The sequence below is a fragment of the Streptomyces sp. NPDC001135 genome (assembly GCF_053598395.1).
In genome coordinates, this window is record NZ_JBSFKD010000034.1 from 22,017 (window position 1) to 37,878 (window position 15,862).

The following is a 15,862-nucleotide window of genomic DNA, read 5'->3' on the forward strand; positions in this document are numbered from 1 at the left end:
TGGGTCGAAGGGCCCCGTTCGCGGCCGGACGGCTCAGATCCGCGTCGTCCTTCTCGACGCTGTCCACCCGGTGGTTCAGAAGGCCACTCGCCGCCTCGACGCCGCTCTCGCGCGCGGAACGAGGAGGCTGATGATGCCGTCGTTCAGGGAGCGAGGGAGAAGTAGTTCTCCTCCTCCTGGGTGAAGTGCAGGCGCAGGACCGTGTTCAGGCCGTAGAGACAGGAGCGCAGGTCATCGACTTGCTCGGGGGAGAGGCCCCCGCTTGCACGGGCAAGTTGCAGGTGGGTGGCGATGCGGCGGGAGAGACGCTCTATTTCGGTGTGGGCACGGCTCATGGTGGCGGTTGCCTCGGGCCCGCCGAGCGTCGGCGCGAGGGCCGGGTACAGCTCGTGCTCCTCGGCGTACTCGTGCGGGAGGAGCCGTTCGATGAGCAGCCGGTGGGTCTCCTCGACGGCTTCCAGGGCCTGGGGGCCAGGGGAGTCGGAGAGTCGGTCGGCGGTGTCGCGGACGGATTCGAGGACGTCCTGGAGCCCTTCGTGTTCGGCGGCGAAACGGTGGATGAGGGCCTCGGCGGCGGGGGCGAGGGGCGGCCGTGCGGCCTGGCCGACTCGCAGGGCGCGCAGGGCGTTGAGGATGACGGCCACATCGATGCCCTCCTGGAGCAGCGCGCCGGCGGCGGGCGGGAGCAGGCCGGCCGCGGCCGCGGCCATCGCCGCCAGGGACATCAGCATGCCGCCGAGGGCGCTCTGGACGGCGATGCGCCGCGCGCGTTGGGCGATGGCGACGGCGTCGGCGAGGCGGTCGACGCGATCGGTGGTCAGGATGATGTCGGCCGCTTCGGAGGAGGCGGTGGAGCCGCGTGCGCCCATGGCGACGCCGATGTCGGCGGCGGCCAGGGCGGGCGCGTCGTTGACGCCGTCGCCCACCATCACCGTGACCGCGTGCTCGCCTTCGGCCCGTACGGCGGCGACCTTGTCGGCGGGGGAGAGTTCGGCACGTACGTCGTCCAGACCGAGGACGGTGGCGACTTCGCGGGCGGGTGCGGCTCGGTCCCCGGTGAGCATCAGCAGCCGCGCGAAGCCCGCCGCACGCAGTTGGCGCAGGGTGCGCGGTGCGTCGGGGCGCAGCGGGTCGCGTAGCAGGATGGCGCCGGCCAGGTGTCCGTCGAGGGTCAGCCAGGCGACGGCCGCGCCGTCGAGGAGGGCGCGCTTGTCGACCGCCCGGGCCCAGGTCGGCTGGTCCTCGCCGGCGGCGACACGGCCGATGGCAAGCCGGTGCGCATCGGCGGTGCCGGTGGCGCCCCGGCCCGGTTCCTCGGTGACGTCGGCGGGGATCGACAGCTCCAGCTTGCGATCCCTGGCGGCGTCGACGATGGCCTGGGCCAGTACGTGGGGCGAGTACTGGTCGAGGGAGGCCGCCAGGCGCAGGACTTCCGTGGGTTTGCCGCCGGGGGCGGCGGTGACCTCGACAACGCGCGGCCGGCCCCGGGTGACAGTGCCGGTCTTGTCGAGCAGGAGGGTGCGGGCGCGGCCCAGGTTCTCCAAGGCGCCGCCGTCGCGGATGACGACACCGAGGCGGGAAGCGCGGGAGAGACCGGAGACGATGGCGACCGGTGCCGCCAGCAGCAGCGGGCACGGGGTGGCGACCACCAGTACAGCGACCCCTCGTACGGCCGAACCACTGATCAGCCACGCCAGTCCCGCCACCGCCAGGGACAGCGGCAGGAACCAGGCCGCGTACCGGTCCGCCAGCCGCACGACCGGCGCGGACCCGGCGCCGGCCTGCTGGGCCAGTCGCACGATCCCGGCGTACGTGCTGCCCTGCTCGGTGGCCGTGGCCCGCATCTCGAAGGCGCCCCCGCCGTTGACCACGCCGCTGCGCACGGTTTCCCCGCCTGCCCGCTCGACCTGCAGGGGCTCACCGGTGAGCACCGACTCGTCGAGGACCGCGGCGGCGCTCTCCAGGCGGCCGTCGACGGGAACCACCTCACCCGGGCCGACGACGAGCAGGTCACCGGCGGCGACCTCCGCCAGCGGCACCGTGGTCACCCCGCCGCGGGTGCGGCGGCGTGCGGAGCGTGGTGCGTGCTCCAGCAAGGAACGCAGGTCGTGCGAGGCGCGTCGCTGGGCTGCGGCCTCCAGTGTGCGGCCAGTGGCCAGCATCAGTGCGATCAGGGCACCGGCCAGGTACTCGTGCACGGCCAGAGTGCCGCCGAGCGCGAGGACGGCGATGAGGTCCACACCTGTGCGGCCCTGCCGCAGCGCGGCCAGCACCCATCCCACCGCGGGAACGAGGGCAAAGAGTGTGCCCAGTTCCCAGCAGAGGCCGGCCAAGTCACCGGCGTCCATGAGCCAGGCGATGCCACCAGCGATCAGGGCCGCTGCGGTCACGGCCAGCAGGACGGGTTCGAGCCGCGGCGGCACACCCGCCGCGATCGAGTGACGCAGTCGTGCCGTGAGGGAGGGTCGGTCATTCATGGCATACCTGAGTGCCGGGTGCGATGACTCTCGGGTCGAGTCCTTCTTCATGACATCGCCGCACTACGAGTGCACGCCAGGGGACGTTCGTCCCTGTTCCAGGGCCGACCGCCAACCGCATTCGTAGAGCCTGAGCCCGTTCATCGCCGCGAGAGATCGTCGCAGCTCCGGATCGCCTGCCGGTAGTTGCTCTCGGCCACCACACCTGTCGGCCCCGGTCAACGGGACCAATGGACCCCGCGTACGTGTCCATGTGGCTCTGTCGGCGCGGCGCCACAACGGAAATGCTGCGATCGTAGGTGTGAGGGGGCGGCGGGGCTCCACGTGCCGTCCGCTTCGCCGAAGGAGGCCGGTCATGAGCACCGACGCCGACGTGCATGCCTCCCAGCCGCCCGCGTCCGACGGGCTCGTCATGGGCAAGGACGGTATGGCCGCGCTCGTGGACGTCCTGATCCGGCGCGGATACACCGTGGTCGGACCCACCGCCCGGGACGGCGCCCTCGTGCTGGCGGAGCTGCGGTCGGCCGACGAGTTGCCGTACGGGTGGGGAGTGGAGCTGGAGGCCGGGCGGTACCGGCTGCGGGAGCGGCCGGACGGCGCGGCCTTCGCGAACGCGGCGGGTCCCCAGTCGTGGAAGTCCTTCCTGCACCCGGCACGGGTGCGGGAATGGAGCGCCGACCAGGTGGATGGTGATCTGGTCATCACGGCCGACAAGGCCACGCCGCCTCGGTACGCCTTCCTGGGTGTGCGCCCCTGCGATCTGAGGGCCATCGCCATCCAGGACCGGGTACTGACCGGTGGGGCGTATCGGGACTCCGGCTACGAGGGGCGGCGTTCCGGGGCACTGCTGATCGTGGTCGAGTGCACGGAGCCCGGCGCCACGTGCTTCTGCGTCTCGATGGGCACCGGACCCGCTGCCGGTCCCGGGTACGACCTGGTGATGACCGAAGTGGTCGACGAGGACGGGCACCGCTTCTGGATGCGCAGCGGCAGCGAGGAAGGCGCGGAGATCCTGGCCGAACTGCCCGCTCGTCCCGCCGACCCCGAAACACAAGAGACGGCTCGCGCGGGCGTCACGGCCGCCGCGGACCGCATGGGCCGGACCATGCCCGAGGCAGACCTGCGGGAGCTGATGGCCGGAACCCTCGACGCCCCCCGCTGGGACGACGTCGCAGGGCGGTGCCTGACGTGCGGTAACTGCACCATGGTGTGCCCCACCTGCTTCTGCACCACCACCGAGGACGTCACCGACCTCACCGGCGACCACGCGGAGCGGTGGCGGCTGTGGGACTCCTGCTTCGACCTGGACTTCTCCCAGCTGCACGGCGGTCCGGTCCGCGCCTCCTCGCGCAGCCGCTACCGGCAGTGGATGACCCACAAGCTCGGCACCTGGTACGACCAGTTCGGCTCGTCCGGCTGTGTGGGCTGCGGGCGTTGCATCGTGTGGTGCCCCGTCGGCATCGACATCACCGAGGAAGCGGCCGCACTCCACGACTGGACACAGTCCGGGGAGCCGGCATCGGCGCCGGAGCCACCATGAGCACCGTGAGGCCCCCGCTGCCGTACCGGGTCGTCGGCACCTGGGACGAGACCGGCGACACCCGGTCGATCGAGCTGGTGCCGGCCGGACAGAAACTCCCTCCCTTCGCACCGGGGCAGTTCGCGATGATCTACGCGTTCGGGGTCGGCGAGGTGCCCGTCTCTGCCAGCGCCCTGCAGGGCCGCCACGGAGGGCTCGTACACACCGTGCGTGCGGTGGGCGCGGTCTCCGCCGCCCTCTGCCGACTGCGTCCGGGTGACAGCGTCGGGCTCAGCGGGCCGTACGGCACCGGCTGGGACCTCGAAGCGGCGGTCGGCCACGATGTTCTGATCGTCGCCGGAGGCATCGGTCTGGCACCGTTGCGGCCGGTCGTCCACGCCGTCCTGGAGCGGCAGGCGGCGTACGGCCCGCTCGCGGTCCTGCTGGGCGCGCGCACTCCTGCCGACCTGATCTACGGCGAAGAGGCGGAGAGCTGGCGCGGTCGGGCCCGGGTGGAGGTGACCGTCGACCGGCCCCACCCGGGCTGGCAGGGCGCGGTGGGTGTGGTCACCACGCTCCTGGACCGCCTCGAACTGCGCCCGGAACGGACCTGCGCGTTGGTGTGCGGGCCTGAGGTGATGATGCGTCACACCGCTCGCGACCTCGTGGCCCGGGGCCTGGCCCCGCACCGCATTCAGGTGTCCCTGGAACGCACCATGCACTGCGCCACCGGCCACTGCGGCCACTGCCAACTCGGTCCGCTCCTGCTGTGCCGCGACGGGCCGGTCGTCGGCTACGACCGCGTGGCGCCCCTGCTCCTTGTGAGGGAGTTGTGACATGGCCACCGAACCTGGGCGCGCCCGCGATCCACGGCCGACGCTCGCCGTGTGGAAGTTCGCCTCCTGCGACGGTTGCCAGCTGACCCTGCTGGACTGCGAGGACGAACTCCTCGGCCTCACCGAGCGCGTACGGATCGACCACTTCCTGGAGATGACCCCGGCCGAGGGCGCCGACCGGGAGCGTGCGCGGCTGGAGGGCCGGGGGCCGTACGACCTCTCCCTGGTCGAAGGGTCGATCACCACCGCCGAGGACGCCGAGCGGATCCAGCACGTCCGCCGCATCTCCCGGTACCTGGTGACCATCGGGGCCTGCGCCACCGCGGGCGGCATCCAGGCCCTGCGCAACTTCGCCGACGTCGACGACTTCCTCGCCGCCGTCTACGCCCGGCCGGAGTACATCGCCACACTGGAAACCTCGACACCGATCTCGGCCCATGTGCCGGTCGACTTCGAGCTGCGCGGGTGCCCCATCGACCGTCGCCAGCTCCTCGAGGTCATCACCGCCTACCTGGCCGGCCGCAGGCCCCAGATCTCCAACCACAGCGTCTGCTTCGAGTGCAAGAGGCGCGGCACCACCTGCATCACCGTGGCCCACGGCACCCCCTGTCTGGGCCCGGTCACGCACGCGGGGTGCGGTGCCATCTGCCCCGCCTACGGCCGCGGGTGCTACGGCTGTTTCGGACCGTCGAGCAAACCCAACCTGCGCTCCATGATCGCCCAGTTGCGCCACGACGGGATGAGCGAGCGGGACGTCCAGCGTGTCTTCCGCACCTTCAACGCCGCGTCGCCGGAATATGCCCCCGTACCCGACTTCGCGGCCGAGGAGCGACAGGGCCCTCCGGCCTGACGGACCCCCGGCCGGAAAGGCTCGCATGAACCATCGCGGAACCCGCGTCCTGCGGCTGGACGCGTTGGCCAGGGTGGAAGGCGAGGCTGCCCTCCACCTGCGCGTCGAGGGTGACACCGTCGCCGAGACGCGGTTGCGCATCTACGAACCCCCACGCTTCTTCGAGGCCTTCCTGACCGGCCGGAGCCACACCGAACCCCCTGACATCACCGCCCGCATCTGCGGCATCTGCCCGGTCGCCTACCAGATGAGCGCCTGCCAGGCGATCGAGAACGCCAGCGGCGTCACGGTCGACGGCCCCCTCGCGGAACTGCGCCGCCTGCTGTACTGCGGCGAGTGGATCGAGAGCCACACCCTGCACATCTACCTGTTGCACGCCCCGGACTTCCTGGGGCGTGCCGACGTCGTGGAACTCGCCCGCGACCAACGAGCCGCCGTCGAGCGCGGCCTGAGGCTCAAGCAGGCCGGCAACGCGATCGTCGAACAACTCGGCGGCCGCCCCATCCACCCGGTCAACGTCCGGATCGGCGGCTTCTACCGGACGCCGACACCGGATGAGCTACGCCCTCTGGCGGAACGGCTGCGGCGAGCCCGGGACGACGCGCTGGAGACCGTCCGCTGGGTGGCGGCGTTCGACTTCCCCGACGCGGTGTGCGACCACGACCTGTTCGCGCTGCGTGACCCTGGCCGGTACGCCGTCGACACCGGAACACCGGCCGTCATGGCCGCTGCCGGCGACGGCCGGGCGCCGCGCCCGATCCCCCTGTCCGACTTCGAACAGCACGTCCGGGAAGGGCAGGTACCCCACTCCACCGCCCTGACGGCCACGCTCGACGGCCGCCGCTACCTCACCGGCCCGCTGGCCCGCTACGCGATCAACGGTCAGTGGCTGCATCCCGTGGCCGCCGAGGCGGCGGGGGAAGCCGGTCTCGGTGATCCCGCGGCCGGCGCCATCTGCGACAACCCCTTTCGCAGCATCGTCGTACGGGCCGTCGAAGTGGTGCAGGCCGTAGAGGAGGCTTTGCGGATCATCGACGGATACGAACGACCTCCCCGGCCGGCCGTCGAGGTCCCGCCCCGCCGGGGCATGGGCGTCGGGGCCACCGAGGCGCCCCGAGGCCTGCTGTACCACCGCTACGCGCTCACGGAGGACGGCACGCTCACCGAGGCCCGCATCGTCCCGCCCACGGCCCAGAACCAGACGGCCATCGAGGAGGACGTGCGCAGAGCTGTCCAGGCTCGCCTCGACGGGACCGGGCCCGCCGCCGACGACGCGGAACTGACTCGTCTGTGCGAACGGGCCATCCGCAACCATGATCCCTGCATCTCCTGTGCCGCCCACTTCCTCGACGTGACCGTGGAACGCGCGTGAGCGGGCGGGTCGTGGTGATCGGCGTCGGCAATCCCCTGCGCGGTGACGACGGTGTCGGCCCGGCGGCCGTGGAGGCCTTGCGGGGCCGGGTTCCCGACGGAACCGTCCTGGCGGTCAGCGACGGTGAACCTGCCCGGATGCTCGACCTGTGGCGCGGCGCTGACACGGTGGTCGTGGTGGAAGCGCTCCGCGCACGGCCGAGCCGGCCGGGGGAGCTGCACACCCTCACGGCGGCGGACGCGGCCACCCGAACAGCGGGTACGGCGAGTACGCATGCGCTCGGCCTCGGGGAGTGCCTCGCCCTTGCGGAGGCCCTCGACCAGCTGCCGCCGAGTCTCGTGGTGCACGCCATGGAGGTGGCCGACGTAGAACTCGGCGCGCGCCTGAGCGAAGCGGTGCGGTCGGCGCTCCCGGAACTGGCCGACCGGGTCGCCGCCTCCGTGCGGCAGGCGTACGAGCGAAACCACGAGCGGTAGCGGGGGCCGAAGGTCCCCCGCCACGGGTCGAACCGCCCTCGCGACCTGTGCCACGGGGATGCGACGGTGAAGGTCACCCCCCATGTGCCGACGCAGGCACCCAGGAAAGGCGGTGGGGACGATGACACTCCCTCTGGTGGTGGGCGTCGACGGGTCGGACTCGTGTCTGACGGCGGTCGACTGGGCCGTGGACGAGGCCGTGCGCCACGGTGCTCCGATGAGGCTCGTGTACGCCTCCCTGTGGGAGCGCTATGAGGCCGGCCTCCCCTCGGTGGGCCCGGGGCGCCCTTCCGAGCAGGTGCTGGCCGAGCACATCGTGGCTTCGGCGGCCGATCGTGCCGAACGGCGCAACCCGGATGTCAAGGTCACCACCGACATCATCCCGGAGGACCCGGTGGCCGCTCTTGTTCACGAGAGTGGCCAGGCCATCACGCTGGTGACGGGTTCGCGTGGCCGGGGCGAGGTCAGGGGACTGCTTCTCGGGTCGGTCGGTCTGGGCGTGTCGGCTCGGGCGCACTGCCCGGTGATCGTCGTCCGGGGCGATCCGGCGGGGCTCGCGGGCACGCATAAGCGGATCCTGCTGGGCATCGGTGACGCCGACGACACCAGCACCGAGGCCGTGCGGTACGCCTTCCGGGAGGCCGAAGTGCGCGGCTGTGTCCTGGATGTGGTGCATACCTGGCGCAGGCCCGCCTTCGACAGGCACGGCAACCGGATACGTACAGGAGGGCCGGCGGACACGTACGGGGAGCGTGCCTCCGCTGTCGTCGACGCTCGACTCAAGGCCGCGATCGCCGCGTACCCGCATGTCCGGACGCGCCCGGCGACGCCGGAGGGACCGGCCGCCAAGATCCTCGTGCACCGGTCGGCCGCTGCCGACCTGGTGATCGTCGGGGCCCGGCGCCGAACGAGCACCTTCGGATTCCAGCTCGGCCGCGTGAGCCATGCACTCCTGCACCATGCCCAGTGCCCGGTCGCGGTCGTGCCCGAACGGCAGTGAAGGGTCGAGACATCGGCACACGATGGAGAGCGAGGCACGGACGACCCGGTGCTCTCAGCCGAAGAGACTCCGAACCCTGATGGTCTCGACCCGCCTCCAGGTGCCGTCGGGCAGCAGCATCCGATCGCCTTCCGCGTTGCGAGCAACCGAGCGGACGGTGCCGATGGCCGGGCGAGTGGCTCGCCGCCGAGCGCTCCTGGCAGCACCCGCCGGAGCACCGCAGGAGGTGCGCTCGGCCTGCGGAATGGCTTGGGTGCGCTGACTCATCGGCCCTCCCGAGACGGTCGACACTCAGCACCGGTCCCCTGGGCACCGTGACGGACGGGGCCGAACGGCACTGACAAGGTCCGTGAGGCCCATGTCCGGCCGGTTGGCGACGCGGGACGGTCGAAGGGCACACAGAACCGACGACTCCAGGGCGGAGGCCGTGCCATGCGGACACCCCGGGCTCCCGGTCACGGGCCTGCCTCCGGCTCGCCCGGTGAGTCCTCGGGCGGGGCCGGGGTTCGAGGCCCTTTGGAACGGGCGGTGGACCGGTGGGAGCGTCGGCTGCGTGTCATCCTGACGGTCGTCGCCCTCGTGGTGCCGCCGTTGGTGGCGTGGGGTGCCGGACAGGCGGTGTACGGCCACTACACGCAGGTACGGCAGGTTCAGTTGGCCCAACTGCATCCCGTCGCGGCGCGGCTGCTGACGGACGCGAGGTCGGCCGGTGACCGACGCCGGGCGCAGCCGGGTTTCCACGCGCTGGTGCGCTGGAGCGACCGGAACGGCAGCCGAACGGGCATCGCGCCGGTCAGGGCATGGCTTCACCGGGGAGCCACGGCGACGGTATGGCTCGACGCCCGCGGGGTCATCGCCGTTCCGCCCGAGAACCGGGACTTCGCGGTGACCGCCGGTGTGGCGGTGGGCTGCGCGACGGCTTTCGGCGGTGTGGCCGCCGCCTACGGCGTCTGGCGGGCCGTCGACCGCAGCATCGACCGCCGCCGCCTCGCACAGTGGAACCGTGAGTGGGAGCGGGTGGAGCCCGGGTGGGTGACGCGCTACGGGCGCTGACGGCACCGTCGCTCCCGTCGCCCGTCATGCCGCCGGATGCTCATCTCTGGCGGTGCGGCGAGGGGGCCCGCAGCGTGGAGAACAGAGGTGCACCGGCCCGGCGGGCACAGACACCGAAGGAGTGGTGGGACACATGGACAAGGATGCCTCCGAGCGCCGGGTGGTGGTCGGTGTCGACGGGTCGCAGTCCTCGTACGAGGCCCTGCGCTGGGCCGTGCGCTACGCCGGTCTGGTCGGCGGCACCGTGGACGCGGTCGCGGTGTGGGAGCTGCCGGGCCTGTACGGCTGGTCGGCGCCCGCCGTGGACGTGGACGTCGACGAGGACGAGACGCGCCAGAAGATGAACCAGGAACTGACCGATGTGCTCGGCGCGGGAGCTGCCGACTCGGTCCGGACCCACGTGGTGCACGGGAACCCGGCCGACGTCCTGCTGAGAGCAGCTGAGGGAGCCGAGGTCCTGGTCGTCGGCAGCCGGGGCAGGGGCGGGTTCGCCCGCGCGCTGCTCGGCTCCGTCAGCCAGCACGTGTCGCAGCACGCGAGCTGCCCGGTCGTGATCGTGCGCTGCCGGAAGCAGTGACCGGAAGCCGGTCCCGTGCCGGGGCAGCTCACTGGAAGGCCGCGTGGATCTCCTGTTCGGTCGCCTCGTGCGACACGAGCAGCAACTCGTCGCCGGGGAGCAGCCGCACCTCGGGACTCGGGACAGTGGGCTGCCCGCCGCGTACGACGGTGGCGACCACGGTGCCGGCGGGCAGGGTGACCTCGCCCAGCGTGTGACCGGCGGCCCGGGACCGTTCGGTGATCGCGGTCTCGATGACCTCGACACCGGCCTTGCTCAGCCGCAGCAGTGCCACCGTGTCCGTGGCTCCGGTGGCTTCCTCGATGAGGGAGATCAGCGGGGTGGCGGCGGGCACGGCCGCGTCCACGCCCCACCGCTGGTCGAAGAGCCAGGCGTTCTCCGCCTCGTTGACGCGCGCGGCCACCCGCCCCACCCCGAACTGCCGCTTCGCCAGCAGGCTGATGACCAGGTTGTCCTCGTCGCGGCCGGTGACCGCGATGACGAGGTCGCAGGCCAGCGCGTCCGCGCTCTCCAACAGGCCCGGCTCGCAGGCGTCCCCCGCCACGAGGCGCACGTGCGGCAGGCCTCCGAGTTCCGCCACGCGCTCGTCGTCGTACTCGACGAGGGTGACGTCGTTGCGGGCGGCGGACAGCACCTGGGCGATCTGGGTGCCGAGTCGGCCCGCGCCCGCGATCAGGACCTTCACGTTCCCAGCTCCTTGTCGAGAAAGCCGCTCAGCCGGCCCAGCGCCGTTGCGGCGACACCGAAGGTGACGAGGTCGCCGGGCTCGGCCAGGACGCCGCGTGCGGGGAGCAGCGACCGGCCGCCACGGGTGATCTCCACGACCCGGATCTCGCCGTCGACGTCGAACTCCGTGACCTGCCGTCCGGTGAGATAGGACGGCAGTTGGGAGCGGACGAGGAGCGTCTCGCCGTTGCCGAAGGAGACTTCGGGCGTGAGGTGCCGGTGCAGCAGCATCTGGTGGATGCGGCCCACGGCCCAGCGGACGCTGGAGATGGTCGGGATTCCCAGGTCCCGGTATAGGTCGGCGCGGCGTGGATCGTGGATGCGGGCGAGGACGATCGGGACCCGGTACGTCTCCTTGGCGGTGCGCGCGCTGACGATGTTGCTGTTGTCCCCGGAGGTGACGGCGACGAAGGCGTCCGCATGGGCGATGCCGGCCGATTCCAGCGCGGAGCGGCTGAAGCCGTTTCCGACGTGGAAGGCGCCGGGGAAGCCCGGTGACAACCTCCGCCGCGCTTTGGGCTGGCGGTCGATGAGGCGGACGTCGTGGCCCTCGGTGACGAGTTGCGTGGCAAGGGTGGCCCCGAGCCGACCGCAGCCCGCGATGATCACTCGCATGGCGTTCCTCCTGTCGGGGATGCTCTCCGGCGCCGCAGCGTCCACTTGCGGACTTCCTCGGCCGCCAGCAGCAGTGCCCCGAACGCGGCCAGGACCGCCCAGTCGGCGGGGGTCAGCGGCGCGGTGTTGAAGACGGCCTGGAGCGGTGGCGCGTAGCTGATGGCGGCCATCAGCCCGATGCCGAAGCAACCGGCGGCCAGCAGCCACGGGTTGCTCAGCAGACCGGCTCGGAAGACGCTCTGCCGGTCGGTGCGCACGGCCAGCGCGTTGAAGAACTGGCTGACGACGATGCCGGCCTGGACCATCGTGATCGCCTGGCGGTAGACAGGGCTGTCCTTGGTGAAGTCCGCGTAGGGGATGCCGGAGGCGTGGATGTGCCAGAAGAAGACGGCGCACACGCCGAGGGCCTGGATACCGCCCAGGAAGAGGATGCGGCCCATGACGGCCGCCGAGAAGAGCCGCTCCTGGCGAGGCCGTGGCGGGCTGTTCATGACGTCGGGTTCCATCGGTTCCGCGCCGAGCGCGAGGGCGGGCAGCACGTCGGACCCCAGGTCGATGGCGAGGATCTGCACGGCCGTGATCGGCACCAGCGGGAAACCGGCGAAGGTCGCCACGAGGATCGGCACGAGTTCGGCGATGTTGTGGCTGAAGAGGTAGATCAGGAACTTGCGGATGTTGCGGTAGACCGACCGGCCCAGTCCCACCGCGGTGGTGATGGAGGCGAAGGAGTCGTCGAGCAGCACCATCACCGCCGCCTCACGGGCGACGTCGGTGCCGGAGGCACCCATGGCGACGCCGATGTCCGCGTGCTTGAGGGCCGGGGCGTCGTTGGCTCCGTCGCCGGTGACGGCCACGACCTCGCCGCGCCGCTCCAGCGCGGTGACCACCCGCATCTTGTGCTCGGGGCTGACGCGGCACAGCAGCAGTTCGGTGGAGCCTGCGAGCAGGGCGTCCAGGCCGTCGTCGTCCAGCGTGTCCAGCTGGGCGCCCGTCGCCACGGCCGGAGCCGTCTCGCGCACGATGCCGACGCGACGGGCGACCGCCTCCGCGGTCAGCGGATGGTCCCCTGTGACCATGACGATGCGGATCCCGGCCCGCCGGCACGCGTCCACCGCGTCCCGTACCTCCGGCCGGGGCGGGTCGTACATCCCGGCGAGCCCCAACAGGGTCAGCTCCGACTCGACATCCGCGATCGGCGGCCGAGGCCCGGAGACCTGCCGTCGGGCGACCGCCAGCACGCGCAGGCCCTGCCCGGCCATGCCGTCCGCCGCTGCGACCACACGGCTGCGAACGGCGTCCGTCAGCGGCGTCTTCCCGTCACCGTGGTCGAGGGCGTCGCAGCGGGTGAGCAGTTCGAGGGGGGCGCCTTTGGTACATGCGAAATACGTCCCGTCGCTGTCGCGATGGACGGTGCTCATCAGTTTCCGCGCCGAGTCGAAGGGATACTCCGCCGCCCGGGGTGCCCGCATCTCCTCCTTGGCGGGGTCCAGACCGGCCTTCATGGCCGCCACCAGCAGCGCACCCTCGGTCGTGTCTCCGAGCACCCGCCACGCGTCCCGCCCGGCGGGCCGCACCAGTCGGGCGTTGCTGCACAGAGCCGCCGCCCGCAGCAGCTCCCGTACGGGCGGGGCGTCGGTGATCTCACCGACCGGCGCGTACCCCACCCCCGACACGGCGTGCGACACCCCGTCCGCCCACAGCTGCACGACGGTCATCTCGGCCTGCGTGAGCGTGCCCGTCTTGTCGGTGCAGATCACGCTGGTCGAACCCAGCGCCTCCACGGCGAGCAACTGCTTGACCAGTGCGTGCCGACGGGCCATGCGACGCACACCGATCGCCAGCGACACGGAGAGCGTGGCCGGCAGCCCCTCGGGCACGAGAGCGACCATCACTCCCAGCGAGAAGACGAACGTGTCGACGAACGGCTGCCCGCTGGGCACGCGCACCGCGAACAGGGCGGCGCCGGTGGCGAGTGCCAGGCCCGCGACCCGGCGGGCCATGACGGCGACCTGCCGCTGCAGTGGGGTCTGTTGCCGGGGGGCGGCGGCGGTGAGCCGGAAGATCCTCCCGAACTCGGTGGCCGTACCGGTGGCGAACACGACGGCCTTGCCGGTGCCGGCGACCAGGTCGGTGCCCATGAAGACGCAGTTGCGTGCCTCCAGCGGCGGCCCCGGCGGCACGGGTTCTGCGATGCGCGTGACGGGATCGCTCTCACCGGTGAGCGCGGCGTTGTTGACGGCCGCTTCCTGAGCCTCGACCAGCCGGCAGTCGGCCGGCACCGCGTCCCCGGCCTCCAGGACCACGACGTCGCCCGGCACCAGATCCCGCGCGGACAACTCCCGCCGCTCCCGGTCCCGCAGTACCCGGCAGGTGTGCGGCACCATCGCCTGCAAGGACTCCGCGGTGCGCTCGGCGGAGTACTCCTGTGCGAAACCGATGCCGGCGTTCAGCAGCACCACACCGAGGATCGCCAGGGCCAGTTGCAGGGTGGCCGGGTCCCGGGGCTGTCCCAGCCAGTAGGCGAGGAACGTGATCGCCGAGGAGACGAGCAGGACGACCGCGAAAAGGTCGGTGAACTGGGCGAGCAGCCGACGCCATACCTGGCCATGGCTCGCTCCGGGCAGCTCGTTGGGGCCGTAGCGGTTCCGCCGCGCGGCGGTCTCGGCCGGCGTCAGACCGCGCGGGGAGCTTCCCAGGGCGGCGAAGACCGCGGGAACCGGCAGGGAGGGGATCGACGGCACAGGGGTGCTCCGCAGGTCCGGGCGTGGCGCCTGTGCCGCGGCCTCACCGCCCGCCGCCGGACCGTCCTCGTGGAGCGCGGTCGTGCCCTGCCGGGCCTGTTCAAGCTCAGGGTTCATCCGGGGCTCCGGCCTCCTGGGGCGGTCCCGGAGGCTCCTGCAGGACGCTCCAGGCCACTGGCCCCAGCAGGTCGGCGAACCGCCGGAACAGGTCGAGGAACAGGTCGTCGATCGTCAGCACCCCCACCACCCGGCCCGCGTCCAGGACCGGAAGCCGTCGGACCCCCGTGCGACGGAACGAGCGATAGGCAGCCCCTAGATCCTCGACGGCCTCGACCGTGACGACGCGGGCCGACATCACCGCGTCCACCCGGGCCCTCGCGTCCAGGCCGCCACCCACGCCACGCACGGCGAGGTCGCGGTCGGTGACGATGCCGTGCAGTGCTCCGCCCTCGACCACCAGCACGGACCCGACGGCGCTCTCGGCCATCTGGCGGGCCACCTCGACCAGGGTGGCGTTCGGCGCCACGCACACCGGTGGAGCCGTCATCACCTCGGAGACCTTCATGCGCTCCTCCTCGCTGTCCCACGGTTCGCAAGATCCGATTCAGAGAACGTCGAGCACTTCGGCCACCGCCCGCCGTGGGCTCGCGGGGCCTTCGGGGCCGTGACCGAGCCGGATGACCATGTGGACATGAGCCATCGCGGAGACGGGGTCGCGGACGGCCCACCGGATCTCGGGCCACTCCAGGGGCTGGGACGTGACCGAGGCGACGAGCCCGTCCGTCGTGGCCTGGAGCAGGACCCGTTCCAGTGCCTGACCGGCCGACAACCAGTCCGCGGGCCCGTCGTGGGCCGTGCCCAGCAGGGCGATGTTCGGTTCCCTCTCGAAGGGCGCCCAGCCGCGGTCGGGCAGCGGACGACCGGCGGCGAAGTCACGCACGGGGACCGTGGTGTGGCGCTGCCGAGGACCGAAAGCCTCAGCGGCGATGCCGTCAGCGGCCCCGGCATTGCCGGAAGAACCGGTGTGGGCCCAGCGCGCCGTCTCCTCACGCACGTCCGGCGCGAGCGCCTCCCTGTCCTCGGCATCCCGCACCAGCTCCAGGATCGACTGCACGTGCCATGCGCCGGGGAACAGCAGCTGTGCGCCCTCGGCGAGCGCAGCTTGCCGCAACGTCTCCTGCACGGCGATGGGGAGTGTCTCCTCGCGGAAGGGGAAGCGGCTGGAGTGACGGCGATGGATCGCAGGGCTCAGCTGGGCGAGCGCCCCGTCGGGGATTCCCGTGCCGGACAGATGCGCCTCGGCGAGGAACTCCGGGCAGGCCGGGTCCGGTAGCAACCGGACGACCGGCGCGAGCCCGGCTGCCGCGGCGGCCACGCGCAGGTTGAGCAGGGCGGCGCCGCACCCCACGTGCAGGCCGCGGTTGTCGGGGTCGGTTCGCGGGAGTGCCCGCTCCAGGTCCGCGTACAGCCGCAGGACACCGAGGTCCCGCAGGTAGCGGAAGGTCCAGGGCTGGGCGTTGTGCAGCGAGGGCGCCGCCGCGGCGTCCGCCACGAGACCGGCGACGGTGTCCACGTTGAGAGGTTGTGCAGTCACGGCGGCTTCCCTTCGTGCCGGTCTGC

Annotated in this window: 14 protein-coding genes; 8 read left to right on the top strand and 6 right to left on the bottom strand. The window is 72.1% G+C overall.

Annotated features, from left to right (window positions below; all coding sequences use genetic code 11):
• Positions 1–143: 143 nt before the first annotated feature.
• The gene (locus ACWC94_RS32715; RefSeq protein ID WP_450800912.1) at positions 144–2,477 is read right to left on the bottom strand and encodes a heavy metal translocating P-type ATPase; all 2,334 of its coding nucleotides are present in this window, start codon (positions 2,475–2,477) and stop codon (positions 144–146) included.
• Positions 2,478–2,832: 355 nt separating this feature from the next.
• Here ACWC94_RS32715 and ACWC94_RS32720 point away from each other — a divergent pair, with 355 nt between their 5' ends.
• The 8 genes from ACWC94_RS32720 (at position 2,833) to ACWC94_RS32755 (ending at position 10,160) form a co-directional block, all read left to right on the top strand.
• Positions 2,833–4,017 (top strand): 4Fe-4S dicluster domain-containing protein, encoded by a 1,185-nt coding sequence (locus tag ACWC94_RS32720; protein ID WP_450800913.1) that lies wholly within the window; start codon positions 2,833–2,835, stop codon positions 4,015–4,017.
• The gene (locus ACWC94_RS32725; RefSeq protein WP_450800914.1) at positions 4,014–4,832 is read left to right on the top strand and encodes an FAD/NAD(P)-binding protein; all 819 of its coding nucleotides are present in this window, start codon (positions 4,014–4,016) and stop codon (positions 4,830–4,832) included. The genes ACWC94_RS32720 and ACWC94_RS32725 overlap by 4 nt, the downstream gene beginning before the upstream one ends.
• Position 4,833: 1 nt before the next feature.
• Positions 4,834–5,682, top strand: coding sequence for an NADH-quinone oxidoreductase subunit B family protein (locus ACWC94_RS32730; RefSeq protein ID WP_450800915.1), 849 nt, complete (start codon positions 4,834–4,836; stop codon positions 5,680–5,682).
• 25 nt (positions 5,683–5,707) lie between these two features.
• On the top strand, positions 5,708–7,054 hold the full coding sequence (locus ACWC94_RS32735) for a Ni/Fe hydrogenase subunit alpha (RefSeq protein WP_450800917.1): 1,347 nt from the start codon (positions 5,708–5,710) through the stop codon (positions 7,052–7,054).
• Positions 7,051–7,530 carry a hydrogenase maturation protease gene (locus tag ACWC94_RS32740; RefSeq protein WP_450800918.1) on the top strand — a complete coding sequence of 160 codons (480 nt, stop codon included), beginning with the start codon at positions 7,051–7,053 and terminating at the stop codon, positions 7,528–7,530. Before ACWC94_RS32735 ends, ACWC94_RS32740 begins: the two co-directional genes overlap by 4 nt.
• A gap of 121 nt (positions 7,531–7,651) precedes the next feature.
• A complete protein-coding gene (locus tag ACWC94_RS32745; RefSeq protein WP_450800919.1) occupies positions 7,652–8,530 on the top strand; it encodes a universal stress protein in 879 nt (292 codons plus the stop codon).
• A gap of 432 nt (positions 8,531–8,962) precedes the next feature.
• The gene (locus tag ACWC94_RS32750) at positions 8,963–9,583 is read left to right on the top strand and encodes an Rv1733c family protein (RefSeq protein WP_450800920.1); all 621 of its coding nucleotides are present in this window, start codon (positions 8,963–8,965) and stop codon (positions 9,581–9,583) included.
• 133 nt (positions 9,584–9,716) lie between these two features.
• Entirely contained in the window at positions 9,717–10,160 is a 444-nt protein-coding gene (locus ACWC94_RS32755) for a universal stress protein (RefSeq protein ID WP_450800922.1), read from the top strand.
• A 28-nt stretch (positions 10,161–10,188) separates the two neighbouring features.
• Here the strand turns inward: ACWC94_RS32755 and ACWC94_RS32760 are convergent, their stop codons facing one another.
• The 5 genes from ACWC94_RS32760 to ACWC94_RS32780 are packed head-to-tail and all read right to left on the bottom strand — an operon-like array spanning position 10,189 to position 15,836.
• Entirely contained in the window at positions 10,189–10,845 is a 657-nt protein-coding gene (locus tag ACWC94_RS32760) for a potassium channel family protein (protein ID WP_450800923.1), read from the bottom strand.
• Positions 10,842–11,501, bottom strand: coding sequence for a potassium channel family protein (locus ACWC94_RS32765; RefSeq protein WP_450800925.1), 660 nt, complete (start codon positions 11,499–11,501; stop codon positions 10,842–10,844). The genes ACWC94_RS32760 and ACWC94_RS32765 overlap by 4 nt, the downstream gene beginning before the upstream one ends.
• Positions 11,492–14,359, bottom strand: a complete 2,868-nt coding sequence (locus ACWC94_RS32770; protein WP_450800926.1) for a cation-translocating P-type ATPase — start codon at positions 14,357–14,359, stop codon at positions 11,492–11,494. The genes ACWC94_RS32765 and ACWC94_RS32770 overlap by 10 nt, the downstream gene beginning before the upstream one ends.
• Positions 14,349–14,807, bottom strand: coding sequence for a CBS domain-containing protein (locus tag ACWC94_RS32775; RefSeq protein WP_450800928.1), 459 nt, complete (start codon positions 14,805–14,807; stop codon positions 14,349–14,351). The genes ACWC94_RS32770 and ACWC94_RS32775 overlap by 11 nt, the downstream gene beginning before the upstream one ends.
• A 39-nt stretch (positions 14,808–14,846) precedes the next feature.
• The gene (locus ACWC94_RS32780) at positions 14,847–15,836 is read right to left on the bottom strand and encodes an Acg family FMN-binding oxidoreductase (protein WP_450800929.1); all 990 of its coding nucleotides are present in this window, start codon (positions 15,834–15,836) and stop codon (positions 14,847–14,849) included.
• Positions 15,837–15,862 lie beyond the last annotated feature (26 nt).